At 59.8% G+C, this 16,488-nt stretch carries 18 protein-coding genes and 1 pseudogene; all 19 read left to right on the top strand.

Annotated elements, in window-relative coordinates; translation table 11 throughout:
- Position 1: 1 nt before the first annotated feature.
- Complete coding sequence (gene motC / locus MOV76_RS18730) at positions 2–1,297, top strand: chemotaxis protein MotC (protein ID WP_112905972.1); 1,296 nt, start codon at positions 2–4, stop codon at positions 1,295–1,297.
- Positions 1,294–2,736 carry a flagellar hook-length control protein FliK gene (locus tag MOV76_RS18725; protein ID WP_247265055.1) on the top strand — a complete coding sequence of 481 codons (1,443 nt, stop codon included), beginning with the start codon at positions 1,294–1,296 and terminating at the stop codon, positions 2,734–2,736. Before motC ends, MOV76_RS18725 begins: the two co-directional genes overlap by 4 nt.
- Positions 2,684–3,241 (top strand): transglycosylase SLT domain-containing protein, encoded by a 558-nt coding sequence (locus MOV76_RS18720; RefSeq protein WP_112905974.1) that lies wholly within the window; start codon positions 2,684–2,686, stop codon positions 3,239–3,241. Before MOV76_RS18725 ends, MOV76_RS18720 begins: the two co-directional genes overlap by 53 nt.
- Positions 3,242–3,521: 280 nt before the next feature.
- Positions 3,522–4,193 carry a transcriptional activator Rem gene (gene rem, locus MOV76_RS18715; protein ID WP_003545558.1) on the top strand — a complete coding sequence of 224 codons (672 nt, stop codon included), beginning with the start codon at positions 3,522–3,524 and terminating at the stop codon, positions 4,191–4,193.
- Positions 4,194–4,319: 126 nt separating this feature from the next.
- Positions 4,320–5,624: a flagellar hook protein FlgE gene (locus tag MOV76_RS18710; protein WP_130651735.1), complete on the top strand. Its 1,305-nt coding sequence runs from the start codon at positions 4,320–4,322 to the stop codon at positions 5,622–5,624.
- 19 nt (positions 5,625–5,643) lie between these two features.
- Entirely contained in the window at positions 5,644–7,131 is a 1,488-nt protein-coding gene (gene flgK, locus MOV76_RS18705) for a flagellar hook-associated protein FlgK (RefSeq protein WP_166480604.1), read from the top strand.
- 3 nt (positions 7,132–7,134) lie between these two features.
- The gene (locus tag MOV76_RS18700; protein ID WP_130728889.1) at positions 7,135–8,181 is read left to right on the top strand and encodes a flagellar hook-associated family protein; all 1,047 of its coding nucleotides are present in this window, start codon (positions 7,135–7,137) and stop codon (positions 8,179–8,181) included.
- A gap of 34 nt (positions 8,182–8,215) precedes the next feature.
- On the top strand, positions 8,216–8,563 hold the full coding sequence (flaF, locus tag MOV76_RS18695) for a flagellar biosynthesis regulator FlaF (protein ID WP_003545562.1): 348 nt from the start codon (positions 8,216–8,218) through the stop codon (positions 8,561–8,563).
- Positions 8,560–9,009, top strand: a complete 450-nt coding sequence (gene flbT / locus MOV76_RS18690; RefSeq protein ID WP_018244830.1) for a flagellar biosynthesis repressor FlbT — start codon at positions 8,560–8,562, stop codon at positions 9,007–9,009. Before flaF ends, flbT begins: the two co-directional genes overlap by 4 nt.
- Positions 9,000–9,428, top strand: coding sequence for a flagellar hook assembly protein FlgD (gene flgD, locus MOV76_RS18685; protein ID WP_130715632.1), 429 nt, complete (start codon positions 9,000–9,002; stop codon positions 9,426–9,428). The genes flbT and flgD overlap by 10 nt, the downstream gene beginning before the upstream one ends.
- Positions 9,429–9,535: 107 nt before the next feature.
- Complete coding sequence (gene fliQ, locus MOV76_RS18680) at positions 9,536–9,802, top strand: flagellar biosynthesis protein FliQ (protein ID WP_017967052.1); 267 nt, start codon at positions 9,536–9,538, stop codon at positions 9,800–9,802.
- Between the two features lie 150 nt (positions 9,803–9,952).
- On the top strand, positions 9,953–12,040 hold the full coding sequence (flhA, locus tag MOV76_RS18675) for a flagellar biosynthesis protein FlhA (RefSeq protein WP_018445802.1): 2,088 nt from the start codon (positions 9,953–9,955) through the stop codon (positions 12,038–12,040).
- Complete coding sequence (fliR, locus tag MOV76_RS18670) at positions 12,037–12,789, top strand: flagellar biosynthetic protein FliR (protein WP_018244833.1); 753 nt, start codon at positions 12,037–12,039, stop codon at positions 12,787–12,789. The genes flhA and fliR overlap by 4 nt, the downstream gene beginning before the upstream one ends.
- A gap of 7 nt (positions 12,790–12,796) precedes the next feature.
- Complete coding sequence (locus MOV76_RS18665; RefSeq protein WP_018244834.1) at positions 12,797–13,210, top strand: hypothetical protein; 414 nt, start codon at positions 12,797–12,799, stop codon at positions 13,208–13,210.
- Positions 13,211–13,242: 32 nt separating this feature from the next.
- Positions 13,243–13,806: a rod-binding protein gene (locus MOV76_RS18660; RefSeq protein ID WP_018244835.1), complete on the top strand. Its 564-nt coding sequence runs from the start codon at positions 13,243–13,245 to the stop codon at positions 13,804–13,806.
- A gap of 117 nt (positions 13,807–13,923) precedes the next feature.
- On the top strand, positions 13,924–14,289 hold the full coding sequence (locus MOV76_RS18655; RefSeq protein WP_003556590.1) for a hypothetical protein: 366 nt from the start codon (positions 13,924–13,926) through the stop codon (positions 14,287–14,289).
- Positions 14,289–14,828 (top strand): hypothetical protein, encoded by a 540-nt coding sequence (locus MOV76_RS18650; RefSeq protein WP_131703063.1) that lies wholly within the window; start codon positions 14,289–14,291, stop codon positions 14,826–14,828. The genes MOV76_RS18655 and MOV76_RS18650 overlap by 1 nt, the downstream gene beginning before the upstream one ends.
- 291 nt (positions 14,829–15,119) lie before the next feature.
- Complete coding sequence (locus tag MOV76_RS18645; protein WP_018445798.1) at positions 15,120–15,959, top strand: WecB/TagA/CpsF family glycosyltransferase; 840 nt, start codon at positions 15,120–15,122, stop codon at positions 15,957–15,959.
- 221 nt (positions 15,960–16,180) lie between these two features.
- Positions 16,181–16,488: pseudogene (locus MOV76_RS18640) on the top strand (succinoglycan biosynthesis protein exop); the annotation flags it as partial.

The following is a 16,488-nucleotide window of genomic DNA, read 5'->3' as shown; positions in this document are numbered from 1 at the left end:
AATGGCGCGTCGGCAGCATCGCTACGTCGGATTTGTGGCCCTTGGCTTGGCGATGCTTTCGCCGGCCGCAGGCAATGCACAGGATCCGGATGATCTTGCGCCGTACAAGATGCTGCGGTCGCTGCAATTCGTGCAGGATTCCGTCGTCAGCGGCGATCATTCGGCCGGCGAGATGCAGCGCTTCATGCTGGGCACGATCGACGAGCGGTTGCGCACTGTCGATCCTTCGACGTTCGACGACGACCGCAATGTCGACGCGGCGCTGATCTACGCGATGAGCGGCGGCAATCCCCAGACGCTCGAATATCTAATCGCCCACGACGTCAACGGCTATTTCGACAACCGCGTCACCGATGTGCTGCGCAAATATCTGAGCGGCAAGGGGCTGCTTGTCGCCAAGACGCTGGAGGAGACGGCCAGGGAATATCGCGACAAGAAGATCGGCCCCTATCTTGCGCTGATCGGCGGCAACGTGCTGATCGCGACGAAACCGACAGACGCGCTGGATCTCTACGACCAGGCGCGTCTTGCAGCACCCGGTACGATCGTCGAGGAAGCGGCGTTGCGCCGCTCCGTTGCCATCTGCGTCGACAAGGGGATGCTCGACAAGGGAATGGCCTATTCGCAGCGTTATGTCAGACGCTTCCTGCATTCGCCCTATGCCAGCCAGTTCGCCGATCTTTTCGTCACGCTCGTCGTCGGCCACGATCACGACGTGAAACCGCAGGACGTCATCGATATCCTGTCCTTCATGGACGCTCCGCGCCAGCGCGAGGTCTATCTGCGCATCGCCCGCGCCGCCGCGATATCAGGCAAGCCGGAGCTGGCGCGCATGGCGGTCGGACGGGTGCAGTCGCTTGGCGGCGGCACCGACAATGCCTTCGGTCCGCTCGCGGATTTCTATGGCGGCATGGCCGGCCTTCCCACAGAGGATATCGACCGGGCGGCGAAGAATGTCAGCGGCATCGACGGCAACACACTTTCGCCGCGGGATCAGGCGCTGCAGGAGGCGGCGCGATCCGTTGCCGAGCAGATCCTGCGCGCTCCCGAGCCGGCAAGCTTGACGCAAGCCTCCAACCCTAACACTGATCATCAAGAAATCACTTCTGAAAAGGCTGTGGCAATAGCCACGCAATCGGAAGCGCCAGGCGCGCTTCCCGAGCCTGTTCCGGGAGGTGTGGCATCGACTGGCCAGAGCCAGGATACCGACCCCTCATTCAACGCATTTGTGACGACCAATCGATCCAAGCTCGACGAGATCGACGGTCTTCTGGCGCAGGAAGGCAACGAACAATGATGGATATGAGCGTCTCGGGCGGAGCCCCCGGTGCGGAGTCCGCCGCGATTGCGAAATCTGCGCGACCGGCCGGAAAAGACGATGCCGCCGGCCAAAAGAATGGCTTCTCCGACGCGCTGGCCAAGGCGAGCAGCGGTACCGCCAATGACGATGCCGATGATGCGCAGGGGGATCAGGGCGTGGTTGCCGATGGAAGCGCCGACAAAGTGGCGCAGACGATCCGCGGCCGCAGCAGCGCAAAGCCATTGATCGATCTTAGCGACGCCGCGCTGAAGGCGCAGGCTGATGTTCAGCCGGCAACGATCGCCAGTGTCGACAAGGTCGCAGCAAAACCCGCAAAGGCTGAGGTCAAAGTGCCGGCAGATCTCGCCTTGGGCAAGCTCGATCCGAAGGACCGTTCCGCAGATGAGGTCGCTCCGGCCGCCAAGGGCGCCAAGCACGCCAAGGGCGACGCATTAGAAACCGACACGGACAAGACCAGCGATGACGATGACGGCGGCATTTCGGATGTTCTCGGCTTGCTGAAGCAGGAACCTGCCGATGGTGCAGTGACTTTGCCGGCGGCGGCAGCCGCGCATCACGTCTCCGCCAAGGTCGATGAGGCTGGAACGGCCGACAAGAAGCTCGACGGTATCGACGCCAAGATGGGCGGCCATGCGTCCGACGCCCTGGCGGCGGTCAGCAGCAACATCGAGAGCGGCAAGGCGGATGACAGCAAGGTTCCCGGATCGGAGAATGCCGAAGCCGCCGATGGCAAGACATTCAGGATCAGCCGCGCCGATGGCCGCGGCGTGTCGATGGATGTTCACATCGGTACCGATCAGGCCGGACCGAAGGATGGTTCGAAGAAAGCCGATGTCGAAAACGTTTCAGTGCTCGAATCGCGACGCTATATCGGCCTGATGCAGAATTCGAATTCCGCCGCCGTGACCGCTGCTCTCTCGGGCGATTCCGAATGGGCGCGCGCCATGGAGCCGAGCTCGGCGCTCTCCAACGCAGCGGAATGGACGAGCACCGGCAAGGTGGTCAATACGCTGAAGATCCAGATGAACCCGCTCGACCTCGGTCTGGTGACGGCGACCATGCGCCTGTCCGGCGACGCTCTGAACGTCGACCTCAAGGTCGAAACCGGGGCGGCTTATCGTCAAATGAAGGAGGATCACGGCAAGATTCTCGAAGCTCTGCGCAGCCAGGGCTACGCGGTCGAAAACGTCACCATCAGCATGGCGCCGGTCGAGCGTCCCGACGCCGGCAACCAGGCGGGCAGCCAGGCCTCTCAGCAGCAGTCGCTCCCCCAGCAGGGGCAGGGCGGCGAGGCGCGCGAGCGCCACAATCAGACGGCACAGCGGACGGACGGAGGCTTCAATGGCGCAGGCGAGACGGGTATTGAAGACGCTCGTGCTGGCGGTAGCAGCGGCACTGGCGGCGTTTACCTCTGAGGCGGTCGCTTCTACCGGCGCCTGCGAGCGCGAGATCCAGTCGGCAGCGGCCAAATACGGTATCCCGGAAGGCATCCTCTATTCGGTCGGCCTGACGGAGACCGGCCGCAAGGGCTCACTCTATCCCTATGCCATGAACGTCGAAGGCAAAGCGATCTTTCCGCCCTCGGAGCAGGACGCGATGAGGCAGTTCGATGTCGCCCGCAACAGCGGCGCGAAGCTCATCGACATCGGCTGCATGCAGATCAACCATTACTTTCACGGCGAGAATTTCCGCTCCGCTGAGGAGATGTTCGACCCGCATCGCAACGTGGAATATGCTGCAAAATTTCTCCGCAACCTACATGACCGTCACGAGACATGGACGATGGCGGTAGCCAGATACCATGCCGGACCCAACAATAATCCGGCACAGAAGCAATATGTCTGCCGCGTCATCGCCAATCTGGTCGCCACGGGCTACGGCAAGTGGACTCCCAATGCGAGTAACTTTTGTCAAAATTGATTCAACCAAAGATGGAAGAGGCGCATTGTGACGAAACTGTGTCACAATGTGGCAGGAATCCGGCGTGAATCCTGTGCGCAAGCCATAATTAACGGACCGTTAACTTTTCCACGAAATTTTGGTGTGCATAAACAGGTGCACCCACTAGATATAGATCAAATCGCTACCCAGATCTTAATCAATTATTAGTTTCTGCCATTAACTTTAACGAGTTGTCGCCGATTCGTGCGATTCGTACCCATAGATCATCGAAGTGCCACACTGATTCGGAGGCGGACGAATGATCGTAGTGGTTGATGAGCGTGAGCTCGTGAAAGATGGATACACATCTCTGTTTGGTCGTGAGGGCATTCCCTCCACCGGCTTTGATCCAGCGGAATTTGGCGAGTGGGTACAGACCGCCGCCGATTCCGATATAGCTGCAGTCGAGGCCTTTCTGATCGGTCAGGGCCAACGCAACTTCGAACTGCCCCGGGCGATCCGGGATCGGTCGATGGCGCCGGTGATTGCGGTCAGCGACCAGCACTCGCTCGAAAACACCCTCGCGCTGTTCGACTGCGGCGTCGACGACGTGGTGCGCAAACCAGTGCATCCCCGCGAAATCCTTGCAAGAGCGGCTGCGATCCGGCGCCGGCTGAAGGCGATCACCAATTACACAGAGATCGGCGGGATCCGCGTCTTCTCGGATGGCCGTGACCCCGAGATCAACGGCGAAGTCTTCGCGCTTCCCCGGCGCGAGCGCCGCATCCTCGAATATTTGATCGCCAATCGCGGTCGCCGGGTCACCAAGACCCAGATTTTCAACGCCATCTACGGCATCTTCGATGAAGAGGTCGAGGAGAACGTCGTCGAAAGCCACATCTCGAAGCTGCGCAAGAAGCTGCGCAAAAAGCTCGGCGTCGATCCGGTCGATTCCAAGCGCTTCCTTGGCTACTGCATTGATTGGGCCTGATTTTCTCGGCCGGGCGGCGGCGCCCGGCTGAACCTTAAACTTGGCCTCGCGACTCGCCATGACAGACAGCTTCACGCAAGGCCCGACAAATACTCTCGTGCATAACAGGTAAAACGAGGTTTTCAGATGAGCATTTTCGGCAGCATGAAGACGGCAGTATCGGGGATGAACGCTCAGGCTAACCGCTTGAGCACGGTCGCCGACAATATCGCCAACGTTAACACGACCGGTTACAAGTCCGTGTCGACGAGCTTCTCGTCGCTGGTTCTGCCTTCCTCGGGCGGCAATTACAATTCCGGCGGCGTTCAATCCTCGGTCCGCCAGTCTGTCTCCGACCAGGGCGATATTTCCTACACCACCTCGAGCACCGACCTTGCGATCTCGGGCGATGGCTTCTTCATCGTCCAGGGAGCAGATGGCACGCCGGTTCTGACCCGCGCCGGCGACTTCCAGAAAGACGACGAAGGTAACCTCGTCAATGCCGCCGGCTTCATGCTGATGGGCTACTCCTACGACTCCGGCTCTCCTGCTGTTGTCGTCAACGGCTTCGATGGCCTGGTTCCCGTCAATGTCAACCAGGAAGGGCTGACCGCCATCGCCTCGACATCCGGGATATTCAAGGGCAATCTCGATTCCGGCGCCAATGTCGTTGCGGCCGCTGCGACGCGGCCGAGCGCCAACCCCGCCACGCCGACAGCCGACACCAAGAAGTTCTCCATGGTCGCCTACGACACACTCGGCAACAAGGTGATGTACGACTTCTACTTCACCAAGACATCGGTCGCGGCAGCGCCGCCGCCGGTACCTCCCGCCGTTAACAGCAGCTGGGAGGTTTCGATCTACCGCAACGCCGATGCGGCGGTAGGCGGCACGACTTCCTTCCCCTACACAACCGCCGGCGGCGATGTCGGCTTGGGAACGCTCAACTTCGACGCCAACGGCAAGATGGTCTCGGGCGGCGCCGTCAACATCGTCGATCCGGTGACCGGCCAGACGATCAACATGGATCTTACCGGCTTCACCCAACTCGGCGCCGATTTTGCCGGCACCGGTACGCCGAACGGCCAGGCTGCAAGCCCGGTCAAGGACGTCACGATCGATGGCGACGGCATCGTCTACGCCAAGTACGAGGATGGCACTAACAAGCCGCTCTACCGTATCCCACTCGCCAACGTCGCCAGCCCGGACAAGCTGACGCTCCAGAGCGGCAACGTCTACAGCGCCAACGGCCAGTCGGGCGTCACTGTCACCGGCTTCCCGCAGACCAACGGCCTCGGCACGATCAAATCAGGCGCTCTCGAAGGTTCGAACGTCGACCTCGCCGGTGAGCTGACCGAGATGATCGAATCGCAGCGCAGCTATACCGCCAATTCCAAGGTCTTCCAGACGGGGTCCGACATTATGGACGTCCTCGTCAACCTCAAGAGATAAGCAAGGTACCGGGTAAGCCATGTCGCTCACATCCGCACTTAATACCGCGCAGAGCATATTCAACAATACCGGCACGCAGAGCAGTGTCGTATCGAACAATATCTCGAATGCGGGCAACAAAGATTACGTGCGCCGGCAGGCGATGCTCACCACGTCCTTGAATGGCGCGCAGGTCGTCAAGATAGACCGGGCACAGGAAGATGCCCTGCTGCGTCAATACCTGAAGACATCCTCTCAGGACAGCGCCCAGCAGGCTTTGCTCGGCGGTCTCGAAGACCTCAAGTCGATCATGGGTGGCAACGATTACGAAACGTCGCCATCCACCTATCTCGGTGTTTTCCAGCAGAAGCTTCAGGCCTTCCGCACGGCGCCGGGCAGCACTGTCGCCGCTCAGGGCGCCATCACCGCCGCCCAGGATGTCGCCAACTCGCTGAACAATGCCTCGCAATCCGTTCAGGACGTTCGCGCCACCGCCGACAAGCAGATCGCCACCGACGTCGGTAAGCTGAATACGCTCCTAAGTGACTTCGAGAAGGCCAATAACGCGGTGAAGACCGCCACAGCCTCGGGTGCGGATGCATCCGGCGCCCTCGACGAACGCGAGAAGGCTCTCAAGCAGATTTCGCAGATCGTCGGCGTCAACGCGACGACGCGCGACAATAACGACATGGTGCTGAGCACGTCTGACGGGACGATCCTCTTCGAGACGGTTCCGCGCACCGTGACGTTCAAGTCTCAGGACATCTATACCGCCACCACTGTCGGCAATTCGGTCTATGTCGACGGTGTGGCACTTCCGCGCGGTAGCGGATCAACGACGACAGGGCAGGGGAGCCTTCAGTCTCTCCTCCAGGTCCGCGACGAGATCGCTCCCAACTTCCAGAAGCAACTCGATGAAATCGCCCGCGGCATGGTCTCGCTCTTCAAGGAGCAGAGCACGTCGGGCACGCCGGCCTATGTGCCCGGTCTCTTCACCTGGAGCGGCGGCACGGTCGATACCGGCAGCGCTGCGGTTGCCGGCATGGCGTCGACCATCAGCGTCAGCAGCACCGTCATCACCTCGCAGGGCGGCGATCCGATGCGCTTGCGCGATGGCGGTGTCAACGCCAACGGCGTCGTCAACAACCCTACCCACCTCAGCGGCTATACGACGGACCTCGATCGTCTCTATACCGCCTTGGGCTCCGACATCGATTTCGATCCGGCGGCGGGACCGGCGGTCGGCTTCGACGCCACGACCGGCATCGATTCGAACGTCAGCATCATGGAATACGCCACGAATTCCCTCGGCTGGCTCGAGCAGTACCGCAGCAACGCGACGACGGCGGCGGAAAACACCTCGGCGGCGCTGTCGCGCTCCGACGAAGCCTATTCCAATGAGACCGGCGTCAACCTCGACGAGGAGCTGACGCTGCTCCTTGACATAGAGCAGTCCTACAAGGCGGCGACCAAGATCCTGAACGCCGTTGACGAAATGTTGAAGTCATTGCTGGATATTGCGAGTTAAGCCATGAAGAGCTCATTTATTTCAAGTTCGGCCATTCAGAACGCGATGCGGTTGACGATCCGTCAGGCGCAGAACCAGATGACGAAAGCAACGATGGAGGCGACGACGGGAGTCTATGCGGATATCGGTGTCTCGCTCGGCGGCAACGCCGCCAGGAGCGTCGACTTCAGCCGCGAGGTCGACAGGATAGCCTCGATCAAATCAAGCAATTCGCTCGTCAACGCACGCATGGAATCATCGCAGCTCGGCCTTTCCAAGATGAAGGACGTCGGCGACGGCCTCGTTTCGAAGCTTACGGCGCTCCAGGGCAGCCACGATCCCGGCAGCATCACCGTCGCCATCCAGTCCGCCACCAGCGCCCTGTCCACCATGATGGACACTGCCAATACCATGGTGAACGGCGAATATCTGTTCTCGGGCATTAACACCGACGTGCAGCCGCTGACCGACAAGACGACAGGGACGAGCGCAGCGATCGTCACGCAGTTGAACACTTATGCAACGGGCCTCGGCAAGGCGGTTAGTGATCTCACCGGCGCCGAAATGAGCACCTTCATCACCACGACGGTAGAGCCGATGTTCAGCGAGACCGCCTGGACCGACCCGACGACCGGCTGGTCGCAGGCATCGAGCCAGAACATGACGAGCCGCATCAGCAACTCGGAAGTGATCGAATCCTCGACCAACGCCAATTCCGAAGGCATGCGCTACTTCGCGCTCGCCTCGGTGATGACCTCGGCGCTGTTGGGCCAGAACCTCAGCAGCGATGCGATGAGCACGGTGTCCAAGCAGGCGATCAGCTATACGACGAAGGCGACCAGCGGCCTTGTAACGCAGGCAAGCCAGCTCGGCCTTTCCCAGGAGCGCGTCAAGAAGTCCAACGACGCTCTCGACGCCCAGTCGAACATCATCAAGAACAAGCTGGTCGATCTCCAGGGTGTCGATCCCTACGAAGCCTCGACCCTCGTCAAGACTTTGGAAACGCAGCTTGAAACCGCTTACACGATCGTCTCGAAGATCCAGCAGTTGAGTCTTGTAAACTACCTTTGATGAGCAAAGGCGCGCAATAAAGAAGGATGCATGAATGTATCAGTTCTCATATGCCGAAGTCATGCAGGACTCGGTGGCCGACGCGAAAGAGCGGGAATGGCAGGTTCTTGACCGGTCCATAGACCTGCTGTCGTTGGCGCGCGAAAAGGAAAAATACGGCCGCGAAGCCATTGAAGCCCTGTTTTATACACGCCGGGTGTGGATCAGCTTCATCGAGGATCTGAAACACCCCGACAACCAGCTGGAGATCGAGCTCAGGGCCAACCTCATCTCGATCGCGATCTGGATATTGAAGGAATGTGACAGGATCAGAAAACGTCAGTCCAATAACTACCAGGGCATCATCGACGTTACCACCATCATCAGGGATGGACTTAAATGAAAAGTACACTTCGAATTTCTCTGAAAGCCGGAGAAAGAATCTTCATCAACGGCGCCGTCCTGCGCGTCGACCGCAAGGTCGCGCTGGAATTCCTGAATGATGTGACGTTCCTTCTCGAAAACCACGTCCTTCAGCCGGAGGGCGCCACCACGCCCCTGCGTCAGCTCTATTTCATCGCGCAGATGATCCTCATCAACCCTGAGGGCAAGGACCACTCGACGGCGATGTTCCGCAAGTCGATCACCATGCTGCTCTCCTGCTTCAAGAACGAGGAGATCCTCGCCGAACTGAAGCGCATTGATGCGCTCGTCTCGACGGGCCGCGCCTTCGATGCGCTCAAGGCGATCCGTGGCCTCTACACGATCGAAGACAGTATTCTCAACAACCACGAAATGCCGCCGACAATGGTCGAGCAGATTCGCAGGGAGATTGCACCATGGCGGTAGATGCCACATCAAGCGTGAGCACGACGGGCACTTCGAACTCGACGAGCTCGGCTCAGCAGAAGGCAACGCTGAATTACGACAATTTCCTTCAGCTGCTCATCGCGCAGATGAAGAACCAGGATCCGACGGATCCGGTCGACGCCAGCGAGCAGATGTCGCAGCTGGCGAGCTTCTCGCAGGTCGAACAGACGATCCAGACCAACACCAAGCTGGACACGCTGCTCGCAAGCTCGAGCCTCACCCAGGCCAGCAGCTACGTCGGTAAATACATGGAAAGCGCCGACGGCAGCGTCAAAGGCACCATCGAATCCGTCAAGGTTTATTCCGACGGAATCATAGCGACGACCACGGCTGGCGGTAATATACTGGTGCAAGCGGGAATCACTGTTGCCGACAAGGCTCCCAGCAGCGATACCTGATACGACAGCGCCGCGCACCTTAGCGGCGCCGATGCGTCGAGTGATACCAACCAGTGGTGGTCCGGCTGCGGCGGGGCTGCTTCAAGGCGATATGAGGTTGCCTTCGGATGAATGAAGCTGATGCATTGGATCTGTTCCAGGCAGCGATCTGGACCGTCCTGATTGCCGCGGGTCCCGCCGTCATCGTCGCGATGGCAGTGGGTCTCATCATTGCCTTGATCCAGGCGCTGACCCAGGTGCAGGAAGCGACGCTGACCTTCGTGCCGAAGATCGTCGCGGTGCTGATCACGGTCGGCGTCACCGCACCTTTCGCCGGCTCGCAGATCTCCATTTTCACCAATCTGGTCTTCTCGCGCATCCAATCCGGCTTCTAGAGCAATTCCAGCAAAAGTGCGCAGCGGTTTTGCGTCCGGGATTGCGTAGAACCGCTCTGAGCCACCTTCGCGCAAGCTTCGCCATTTAACTCTCGATCCGAATTGGGCGGGCCGCATGTCCGCCTCCTCTCATGAAGAGACGGAATCGTCATGGCGCAACCACCTGCACTCCCCCTTCCAAAAGTCGCCCCGAGCCTGCGCGATGTCGGTTTTGCCCTTGGCATCATCGGCATCATCTGCATTCTCTTCCTGCCGATTCCGCCGTTCCTGATCGATATGGGACTGGCCTTCTCGATCGCCTTCTCGGTGCTGATCCTGATGGTCTCGCTGTGGATCCAGAAACCACTCGATTTCTCGTCTTTCCCGACCATTCTACTGATCGCGACGATGACCCGGCTGGCGCTGAACATCGCGACGACACGCGTCATCCTGTCCCACGGCAATGAAGGCCATGAAGCAGCGGGCGGCGTCATCGCCGGTTTCGCAAGCCTGGTGATGTCCGGCGACTTCGTCATCGGTCTGATCGTCTTCCTGATCCTCATCACCATCAACTTCATCGTCATCACCAAGGGCGCCACGCGTATCGCCGAAGTCGGCGCGCGTTTCACCCTGGATGCCATCCCCGGCAAGCAGATGTCGATCGACGCCGATCTCTCGGCCGGCATCATCGACGAAAAGGAAGCCCAGCGCCGGCGCAAGGAACTCGAGGAGGAAAGCTCCTTCTTCGGCGCGATGGACGGTGCGTCGAAGTTCGTGCGCGGCGATGCCGTCGCCGGTCTCATCATCACCTGCATCAACGTCTTCGGCGGCATCATCATCGGCTACTTCCGCCACGGCATGCCGATCGGCGAAGCGGCCGACGTCTTCGTCAAGCTGTCCGTCGGCGACGGCCTCGTCTCGCAGATGCCGGCCCTCATCGTTTCGCTCGCCGCCGGCCTTCTCGTCTCTCGCGGCGGCACCGTCGGCTCCACCGACCAGGCGGTCGTCAACCAGTTGAGCGGTTATCCCCGCGCGCTTTCTGTCTCCGCCGTGCTGATGTTCGTCCTGGCCCTGATGCCGGGCCTGCCGTTTGTCCCCTTCGTGGTCCTCGGCGGTCTTCTCGCCTTCGGCGCCTGGTTCATCCCGCGTCAGGTCGAAGCTGAAAACAAGCTTCGCCGCGAGCAGGAGGAAAAGAAGGTCGTCCAGAACAAGGAGCTGGAAAAGGATTCGGTCAAGTCGGTGCTGCGCACCTCGGAGATCGAGCTCGCACTCGGCAAGATGGTCTCGACGCGCCTGCTCGGCGCCCATCAGGAGCTCGCCTTCCGTGTCGGCAAGATGCGCAAGAAGTTCGCCACGCAATACGGTTTCGTCGTGCCCGAAATCAAGGTAACCGACGATATCGCCATCGCCGAGAAGTCCTACCAGATCCGCATCCACGGCACGACGGTCGCCTCCAACCTGCTGCGCGTCGGCGAAGTCCTCGTCGTGACCGGCGCCGGCCGCCGGCCGAGCATTCCCGGCGATGAAATCCGTGAACCCGCTTTCGGTATGCCTGCCGTCTCGATCCTCGAAAACTTCGCCGACGATCTGAAACGCGAGGGCTTCCAGCCGATCGACAACGTCTCCGTCGTGCTGACCCATATGAGCGAGGTCATCCGCAACAACCTGCCGCAGCTTCTGTCCTACAAGGACGTGAAGGTGCTGATCGATCGGCTCGATCCCGAATACAAGAAGCTTGCCGACGAGATCTGCTCGTCGCACATGTCCTATTCGGGCCTGCAGGCGGTGCTCAAGCTGCTGCTTGCCGAGCGCGTCTCGATCCGCAACCTGCATCTCATCCTCGAAGCGGTGGCCGAGCTCGCCCCACATGTCAGGAAGACCGAGCAGATCGTCGAGCATGTCCGCATCCGCATGGCCCAGCAGCTCTGCGGCGACCTGGCCGACAACGGCGTGCTGCGCGTCCTGCGGCTGGGCAGCAAATGGGATCTGGCTTTCCACCAGGCGCTGAAGCGCGACGCCAAGGGCGAGGTGATCGAATTCGACATCGATCCGCGCAGCCTGGAAGAGTTCAGCGAGCAGGCCACCAAAGTTATCCGTGAGTTCATGGATCGCGGCCTGCCATTCGCCCTTGTCACGTCGCCGGAAACACGCTCCTATGTGCGCATGATCATCGAACGGCTGTTCGCCACGCTCCCGGTCCTGTCGCATGTCGAACTGGCCAAGGGCATCGAGATAAAGATTTTGGGCTCTATTTCATGATAACAGACCCGCAAGGGACCGTTCTCGCGCTGTTTCTGGTTTTCTGCCGGATCGGTGGCTGTGTGCTGGCTCTTCCGGGTTTTTCCTCGGCGCGCGTGCCCGAACAGCTGCGCGTCTTCATCGCCGGCGCGCTCTCGATCGCTGTCATGCCGCTGCTCTGGGACACTGTCTACCCGGCCGTTCACACAAGTTCGGGAACCTATATCGGACTGATCTTCAGCGAATCGCTGATCGGCGTGATGTACGGCATGCTGGCGAGGATCTACACGATCGGCATGCAATTCGCCGCGACGATCATCGCGATGATGGTCGGCTACACTCAGCCGGGTTCCGCCGATATCCTCGAAGACACGCCGGAGACCAGCCTTTCCGGCTTCATTACCTTTGCCGGCATCATGATTCTCTTCATCATGGATTTTCATCACATCGTCTTCCGCGCGCTGATCGATTCCTACACGACCATGCCTTTCGGCGGCTTGATGCAGATGCGCGCGACGCTGATCTCCTTCACCGACACGCTGGAGCAGACCACCTACATCATGCTGCGGCTGTCGAGCCCGTTTTTGATCTACGGCATGATCTTCAACGTCTCGATCGGTTTCATCAACAAGCTGGCGCCGCAGATCCCGGTCTACTTCATTTCCACGCCCTATCTGCTGATGGGCGGGCTCTTCCTGATCTATTTCTCGATTGCGGCGTTGCTCAGCCAGTTCGGCCAGTCCTTCGGCTCGATCTATATCGGGCGATGAGGCTGATATGATCGAAAAGAAGCGCTCCCAGAAGCTCAAGCGACTGCTCTCGGTGCAGCGGCATATCGAACGAATGGCCGAGAACGACCTGGCCGAAACCAGCCGTCAGCGTGTCGAGGTCAATGCGGCGATGGACGACGTCATCATCGCCCTCGGCTCGATGGACCCCGTCCACCACGCCTTCTCGCAGAATTACGCCGACCGATTCGGCAGGCTCAGCATCAAGGACCAGCAACTGACCGGCATGCAGCAGATCCACGAGATGCGGCTGGCGCGCGAGCGCGCCAAGGGCGACCGCTTTGAAGAGGGCATGCAGGAAGCCCTCGACGCCGAGCGCCGCGAGGCCGATGACAACGCCGTCTACGATGTCATCGACCAGCAATTCGCAACGCCAGCCTCCAGCAAGCTTCAAAAACCATAGTCGTTACGATCATAAATTCAGAGGATTGTAACGTGGCTATTTCGCCCCCCAGTGATCTGGTCCTGGACGTTGTCAAAGCTGCCGACCCCATGGAGGTTCAGGCGGCCCAGGAAAAGTTGAAGGCAAATCGTGCGGCCTTTGCCGCAACGAGTCTCGCCGAGAATGGCAAGGGCTTCTCCAATACGGTCGACGTTCTCGACCATATCGGCCAGAAGAGCGGCCTCGCCAACATCCAGAACCGCACCAAGGCCGAGGAAGTTCCGGAAAGCTACCGGAAGTTCGAAGCCATGGTCTTGCAGAATTTCGTCAAGTCCATGCTGCCGAGCGAAAGCGAAGATGTCTACGGCAAGGGCGCGACCGGCGATATCTGGAAAGGCATGATGGCCGAACAGCTCGGCAACACCATGGCCAAGGGTGACGGCATCGGTATTGCCAAGCAGATGTACAGCGAGCAGTTGCGCCGGCAGGAAGGCAAGATCGTCAATGCCTCGACCGATGACGATGACCGCAACACCGCGCTCAGCATGATCGATGACTTCCAGCGCAAGACTTTTGGCACGCCGACCGCCGAAGCCAAGTCCGATAGAACAGGATGACTTTAGGCCCGTTGGCCTAAAATCTGAATCTTGTTCTCAATTAAATAGTTAGAGCATGATGTCGTCCGAAAACCGCGCACGGCATCATGCTCTAAGCGACGCATAACCGGGGGTACAATGGAAATAGTTTCGAACGAATACAGGATCAAATCCGTTCTCGGACGCCTCGAAATGATCATCGACAATGAGAACACCCGGATCGGCAACGATCCGCAGTTCGATCTCAAGGTCTCCAATGCGCATAAGAGCCGCTGCCTCTACGAGCTGTCGATGCTTTTCCGCGACACCGATCCGGCCGAGCTTGCCGCTGCCCATCTCGATCAGCTGCACGGCCTGAAGAAGAAACTGGTTCTCAATGCCCGTCGCGTCGAGGCGCATCTCGAAGCGGTTCGCGCCGTGGCCGACCTCCTGAAGAACGCAGTTCAGGACGCCGATGCCGACGGCACCTATTCCCAGGAACAATTCGCCGCGCGTGGAAACTGATGATCAAGCTCGTCCTCACCGGTGTCTGGGTTTGCGCCATCACCTTGGCATCGGTCTATTTCTCGGTGTACCTGGCGACCGCGCCGGCGCCGGCGGCAACGGATTCCAAGCAGAACGCGCTCGAACTGGTGAAGGGCGAAACGATCACGGTACCGATCATCGGTAACGGTGCGATCACCGGTTACTTCCTCGGCCGCGTTTCGTTCATGATGAACAAGGACATGCTGAAAGGCGTGACATTGCCGCTGAGCGAGATGACGACGGACGAGCTTTTCAGCCTGCTCGTCGGCAACAAGATGGTCGATATCGCCCACATCAAATCCTTCGATCCGAACGCCTTCCGCGAGGAGATCAAGAAGGGCATGAACGAGCGTTTGGGTGGCGAATACGTCGCCGACGTGATGCTGGAGCAGCTCGACTATCTCTCCAAGGAAGAGGTCAAGGAAAGCTCCGCCGGTCAGCCGAAGAAGGTCGGCACACCCGTCAAGATCGTCGAGACCGTACCGGCCGGTGAAGCCCCGGCGCCAGCGGCCCACTAAGGACCATCACATCATTGACGACAAACGGCGCCTGATGGCGCCGTTTGTCGTTGGCGCGCGTGGTTAATAAACCACTTATGCGAGCATGGAAATTCAAGGAATTTTCCTAAGGGTTGTTTGAAACCGTCCTGTTATATCAGGTGTCACAGCTTGGCATGCGCCGCTTATCCGGGATTCGGAGCGACGCGTCCCGGCGGGACGCGACCGGTCCTTTCGAGACCTCCGGTGCGGAAATATGGGCTTGTTTTCCGGGATGTCGGGCGCATGCAGCACCCTCGGCAGGAGGTAGGAATGAATCTGATTGCAAACTTCGCGGTGCTCGCATCGCGGCGGACGATCTTCGATCTGCCGGTCTGCGATCTCGGCTGGGACGACGCCCTCGTTTTCATCAACGAGCTGGCCTCCATTCCCGTCGGCCAGACCGTGGTTTGTTTCGTCAACGCCCATAACATGCTGACCACGCTGCGCGACGACGAATATTACCGGATCATGTCGCACAATCTGGTGCTGCCGGATGGCATCGGCCTCAACATCGCATCGCAGATCGCCCATGGTTCGCCGTTTCCGGCCAATCTCAACGGCACCGATTTCGTGCCGGCCTTCCTGACTTTCATGGAGGCCCCGCGCCGCATCGGCCTCATCGGCGGCAAGCGTTCGGTCGTCGAGGCGGCGGCGGAAAATTTCCGCAGGCACACGCCCTGGCACGAATTCGTCGTCGTTTCCGACGGTTACTTCGACAAGGTCGATCCCACTGATGTCATCGAGGAGCTCGAGCGCCAGAAGGTCGATATCCTGATCGTTGGCATGGGGACGCCGCTGCAGGAGAAGTGGGTTCACGATCATATTCGCACCGATCATGCGCGTCTGGTGTTGACGGTGGGCGCTCTCTTCGACTTCGTCTCAGGCGCCGTCCCACGCGCGCCGAGGACGGTGCGGATGATGCGCCTGGAATGGGCCTATCGCCTGCTGCAGGAGCCGGCGCGCCTCTGGCGCCGTTATGTCATCGGCATCCCGGTCTTCCTCTTCCATGTCCTGCGCTATCGCTTCCGCCGGCGTGAAAGGATCCTCAGCTATCCGGAAGAGCACGGCAGCGCGCTGCAGCCGCAGTCGGATCGCAAGAAGGCGAGCTGACCCACAGCGCCGCGCGTCTTTTGAGACGCGCAAAGGACGCTGCAGCACTTTAAATTGCCGCATAGTTTTATCCTCAAATCGTTTCCGATTTAAGGGACTATGCTTAGTTCTTACCCGCTGCGGTTAACCATTTCTTTGCCATGATTATTTAGAGTGGCTTAATCATCTGCGTCCGTGCGGATGAGCGAACTCGGCCATCATGTGCATGAGATGTGGCGCAAATGTACGATATCAGGGCCAGAAACAGCTTCCAGGATCGCGCAGCCGCAGGGCCGCGTGCCCATGAGGGTTCCTTCGGGGTGCCCCGGTCGAGCCGGCCTGATATTGCGCCGCCCGAGGCCGAATTGCTGCGCGCCATCGGCCGGGTGCTGGAGGAGCAGCGCGCCAGGGCGGCGCGCACCGCACCGCTGGTCGACCGCATCGAAACCATCCTCGGCAACCGCCTCCGGGCCGCCAACGACGTCGGCCATCCGCTTCTTCAGGAGCCGGCGGGCGATGAAGAGCTGAGCGTTCCGGCCGACGAGCCGAT

It is taken from the genome of Rhizobium sp. PRIMUS64 (genome assembly GCF_023006465.1).
GTDB classification, from domain to species: Bacteria; Pseudomonadota; Alphaproteobacteria; order Rhizobiales; family Rhizobiaceae; genus Rhizobium; species Rhizobium leguminosarum.
The sequence above is the reverse complement of the archived record's forward strand: the minus strand, read 5'-3'. Positions and strand labels throughout refer to the sequence as shown.

Excerpts from the sequence above, each read along its gene's own strand:
- flgD (WP_130715632.1), top strand. The coding sequence starts at position 9,000 with ATGGCGGTAGATGCCACATCAAGCGTGAGCACGACGGGCACTTCGAAC.
- fliQ (WP_017967052.1), top strand. The coding sequence starts at position 9,536 with ATGAATGAAGCTGATGCATTGGATCTGTTCCAGGCAGCGATCTGGACC.
- MOV76_RS18655 (WP_003556590.1), top strand. The coding sequence starts at position 13,924 with ATGGAAATAGTTTCGAACGAATACAGGATCAAATCCGTTCTCGGACGC.
- rem (WP_003545558.1), top strand. The coding sequence starts at position 3,522 with ATGATCGTAGTGGTTGATGAGCGTGAGCTCGTGAAAGATGGATACACA.
- MOV76_RS18665 (WP_018244834.1), top strand. The coding sequence starts at position 12,797 with ATGATCGAAAAGAAGCGCTCCCAGAAGCTCAAGCGACTGCTCTCGGTG.
- flbT (WP_018244830.1), top strand. The coding sequence starts at position 8,560 with ATGAAAAGTACACTTCGAATTTCTCTGAAAGCCGGAGAAAGAATCTTC.
- MOV76_RS18645 (WP_018445798.1), top strand. The coding sequence starts at position 15,120 with ATGAATCTGATTGCAAACTTCGCGGTGCTCGCATCGCGGCGGACGATC.
- MOV76_RS18650 (WP_131703063.1), top strand. The coding sequence starts at position 14,289 with ATGATCAAGCTCGTCCTCACCGGTGTCTGGGTTTGCGCCATCACCTTG.
- MOV76_RS18710 (WP_130651735.1), top strand. The coding sequence starts at position 4,320 with ATGAGCATTTTCGGCAGCATGAAGACGGCAGTATCGGGGATGAACGCT.
- flhA (WP_018445802.1), top strand. The coding sequence starts at position 9,953 with ATGGCGCAACCACCTGCACTCCCCCTTCCAAAAGTCGCCCCGAGCCTG.
- motC (WP_112905972.1), top strand. The coding sequence starts at position 2 with ATGGCGCGTCGGCAGCATCGCTACGTCGGATTTGTGGCCCTTGGCTTG.
- MOV76_RS18725 (WP_247265055.1), top strand. The coding sequence starts at position 1,294 with ATGATGGATATGAGCGTCTCGGGCGGAGCCCCCGGTGCGGAGTCCGCC.
- MOV76_RS18700 (WP_130728889.1), top strand. The coding sequence starts at position 7,135 with ATGAAGAGCTCATTTATTTCAAGTTCGGCCATTCAGAACGCGATGCGG.
- flaF (WP_003545562.1), top strand. The coding sequence starts at position 8,216 with ATGTATCAGTTCTCATATGCCGAAGTCATGCAGGACTCGGTGGCCGAC.
- fliR (WP_018244833.1), top strand. The coding sequence starts at position 12,037 with ATGATAACAGACCCGCAAGGGACCGTTCTCGCGCTGTTTCTGGTTTTC.
- flgK (WP_166480604.1), top strand. The coding sequence starts at position 5,644 with ATGTCGCTCACATCCGCACTTAATACCGCGCAGAGCATATTCAACAAT.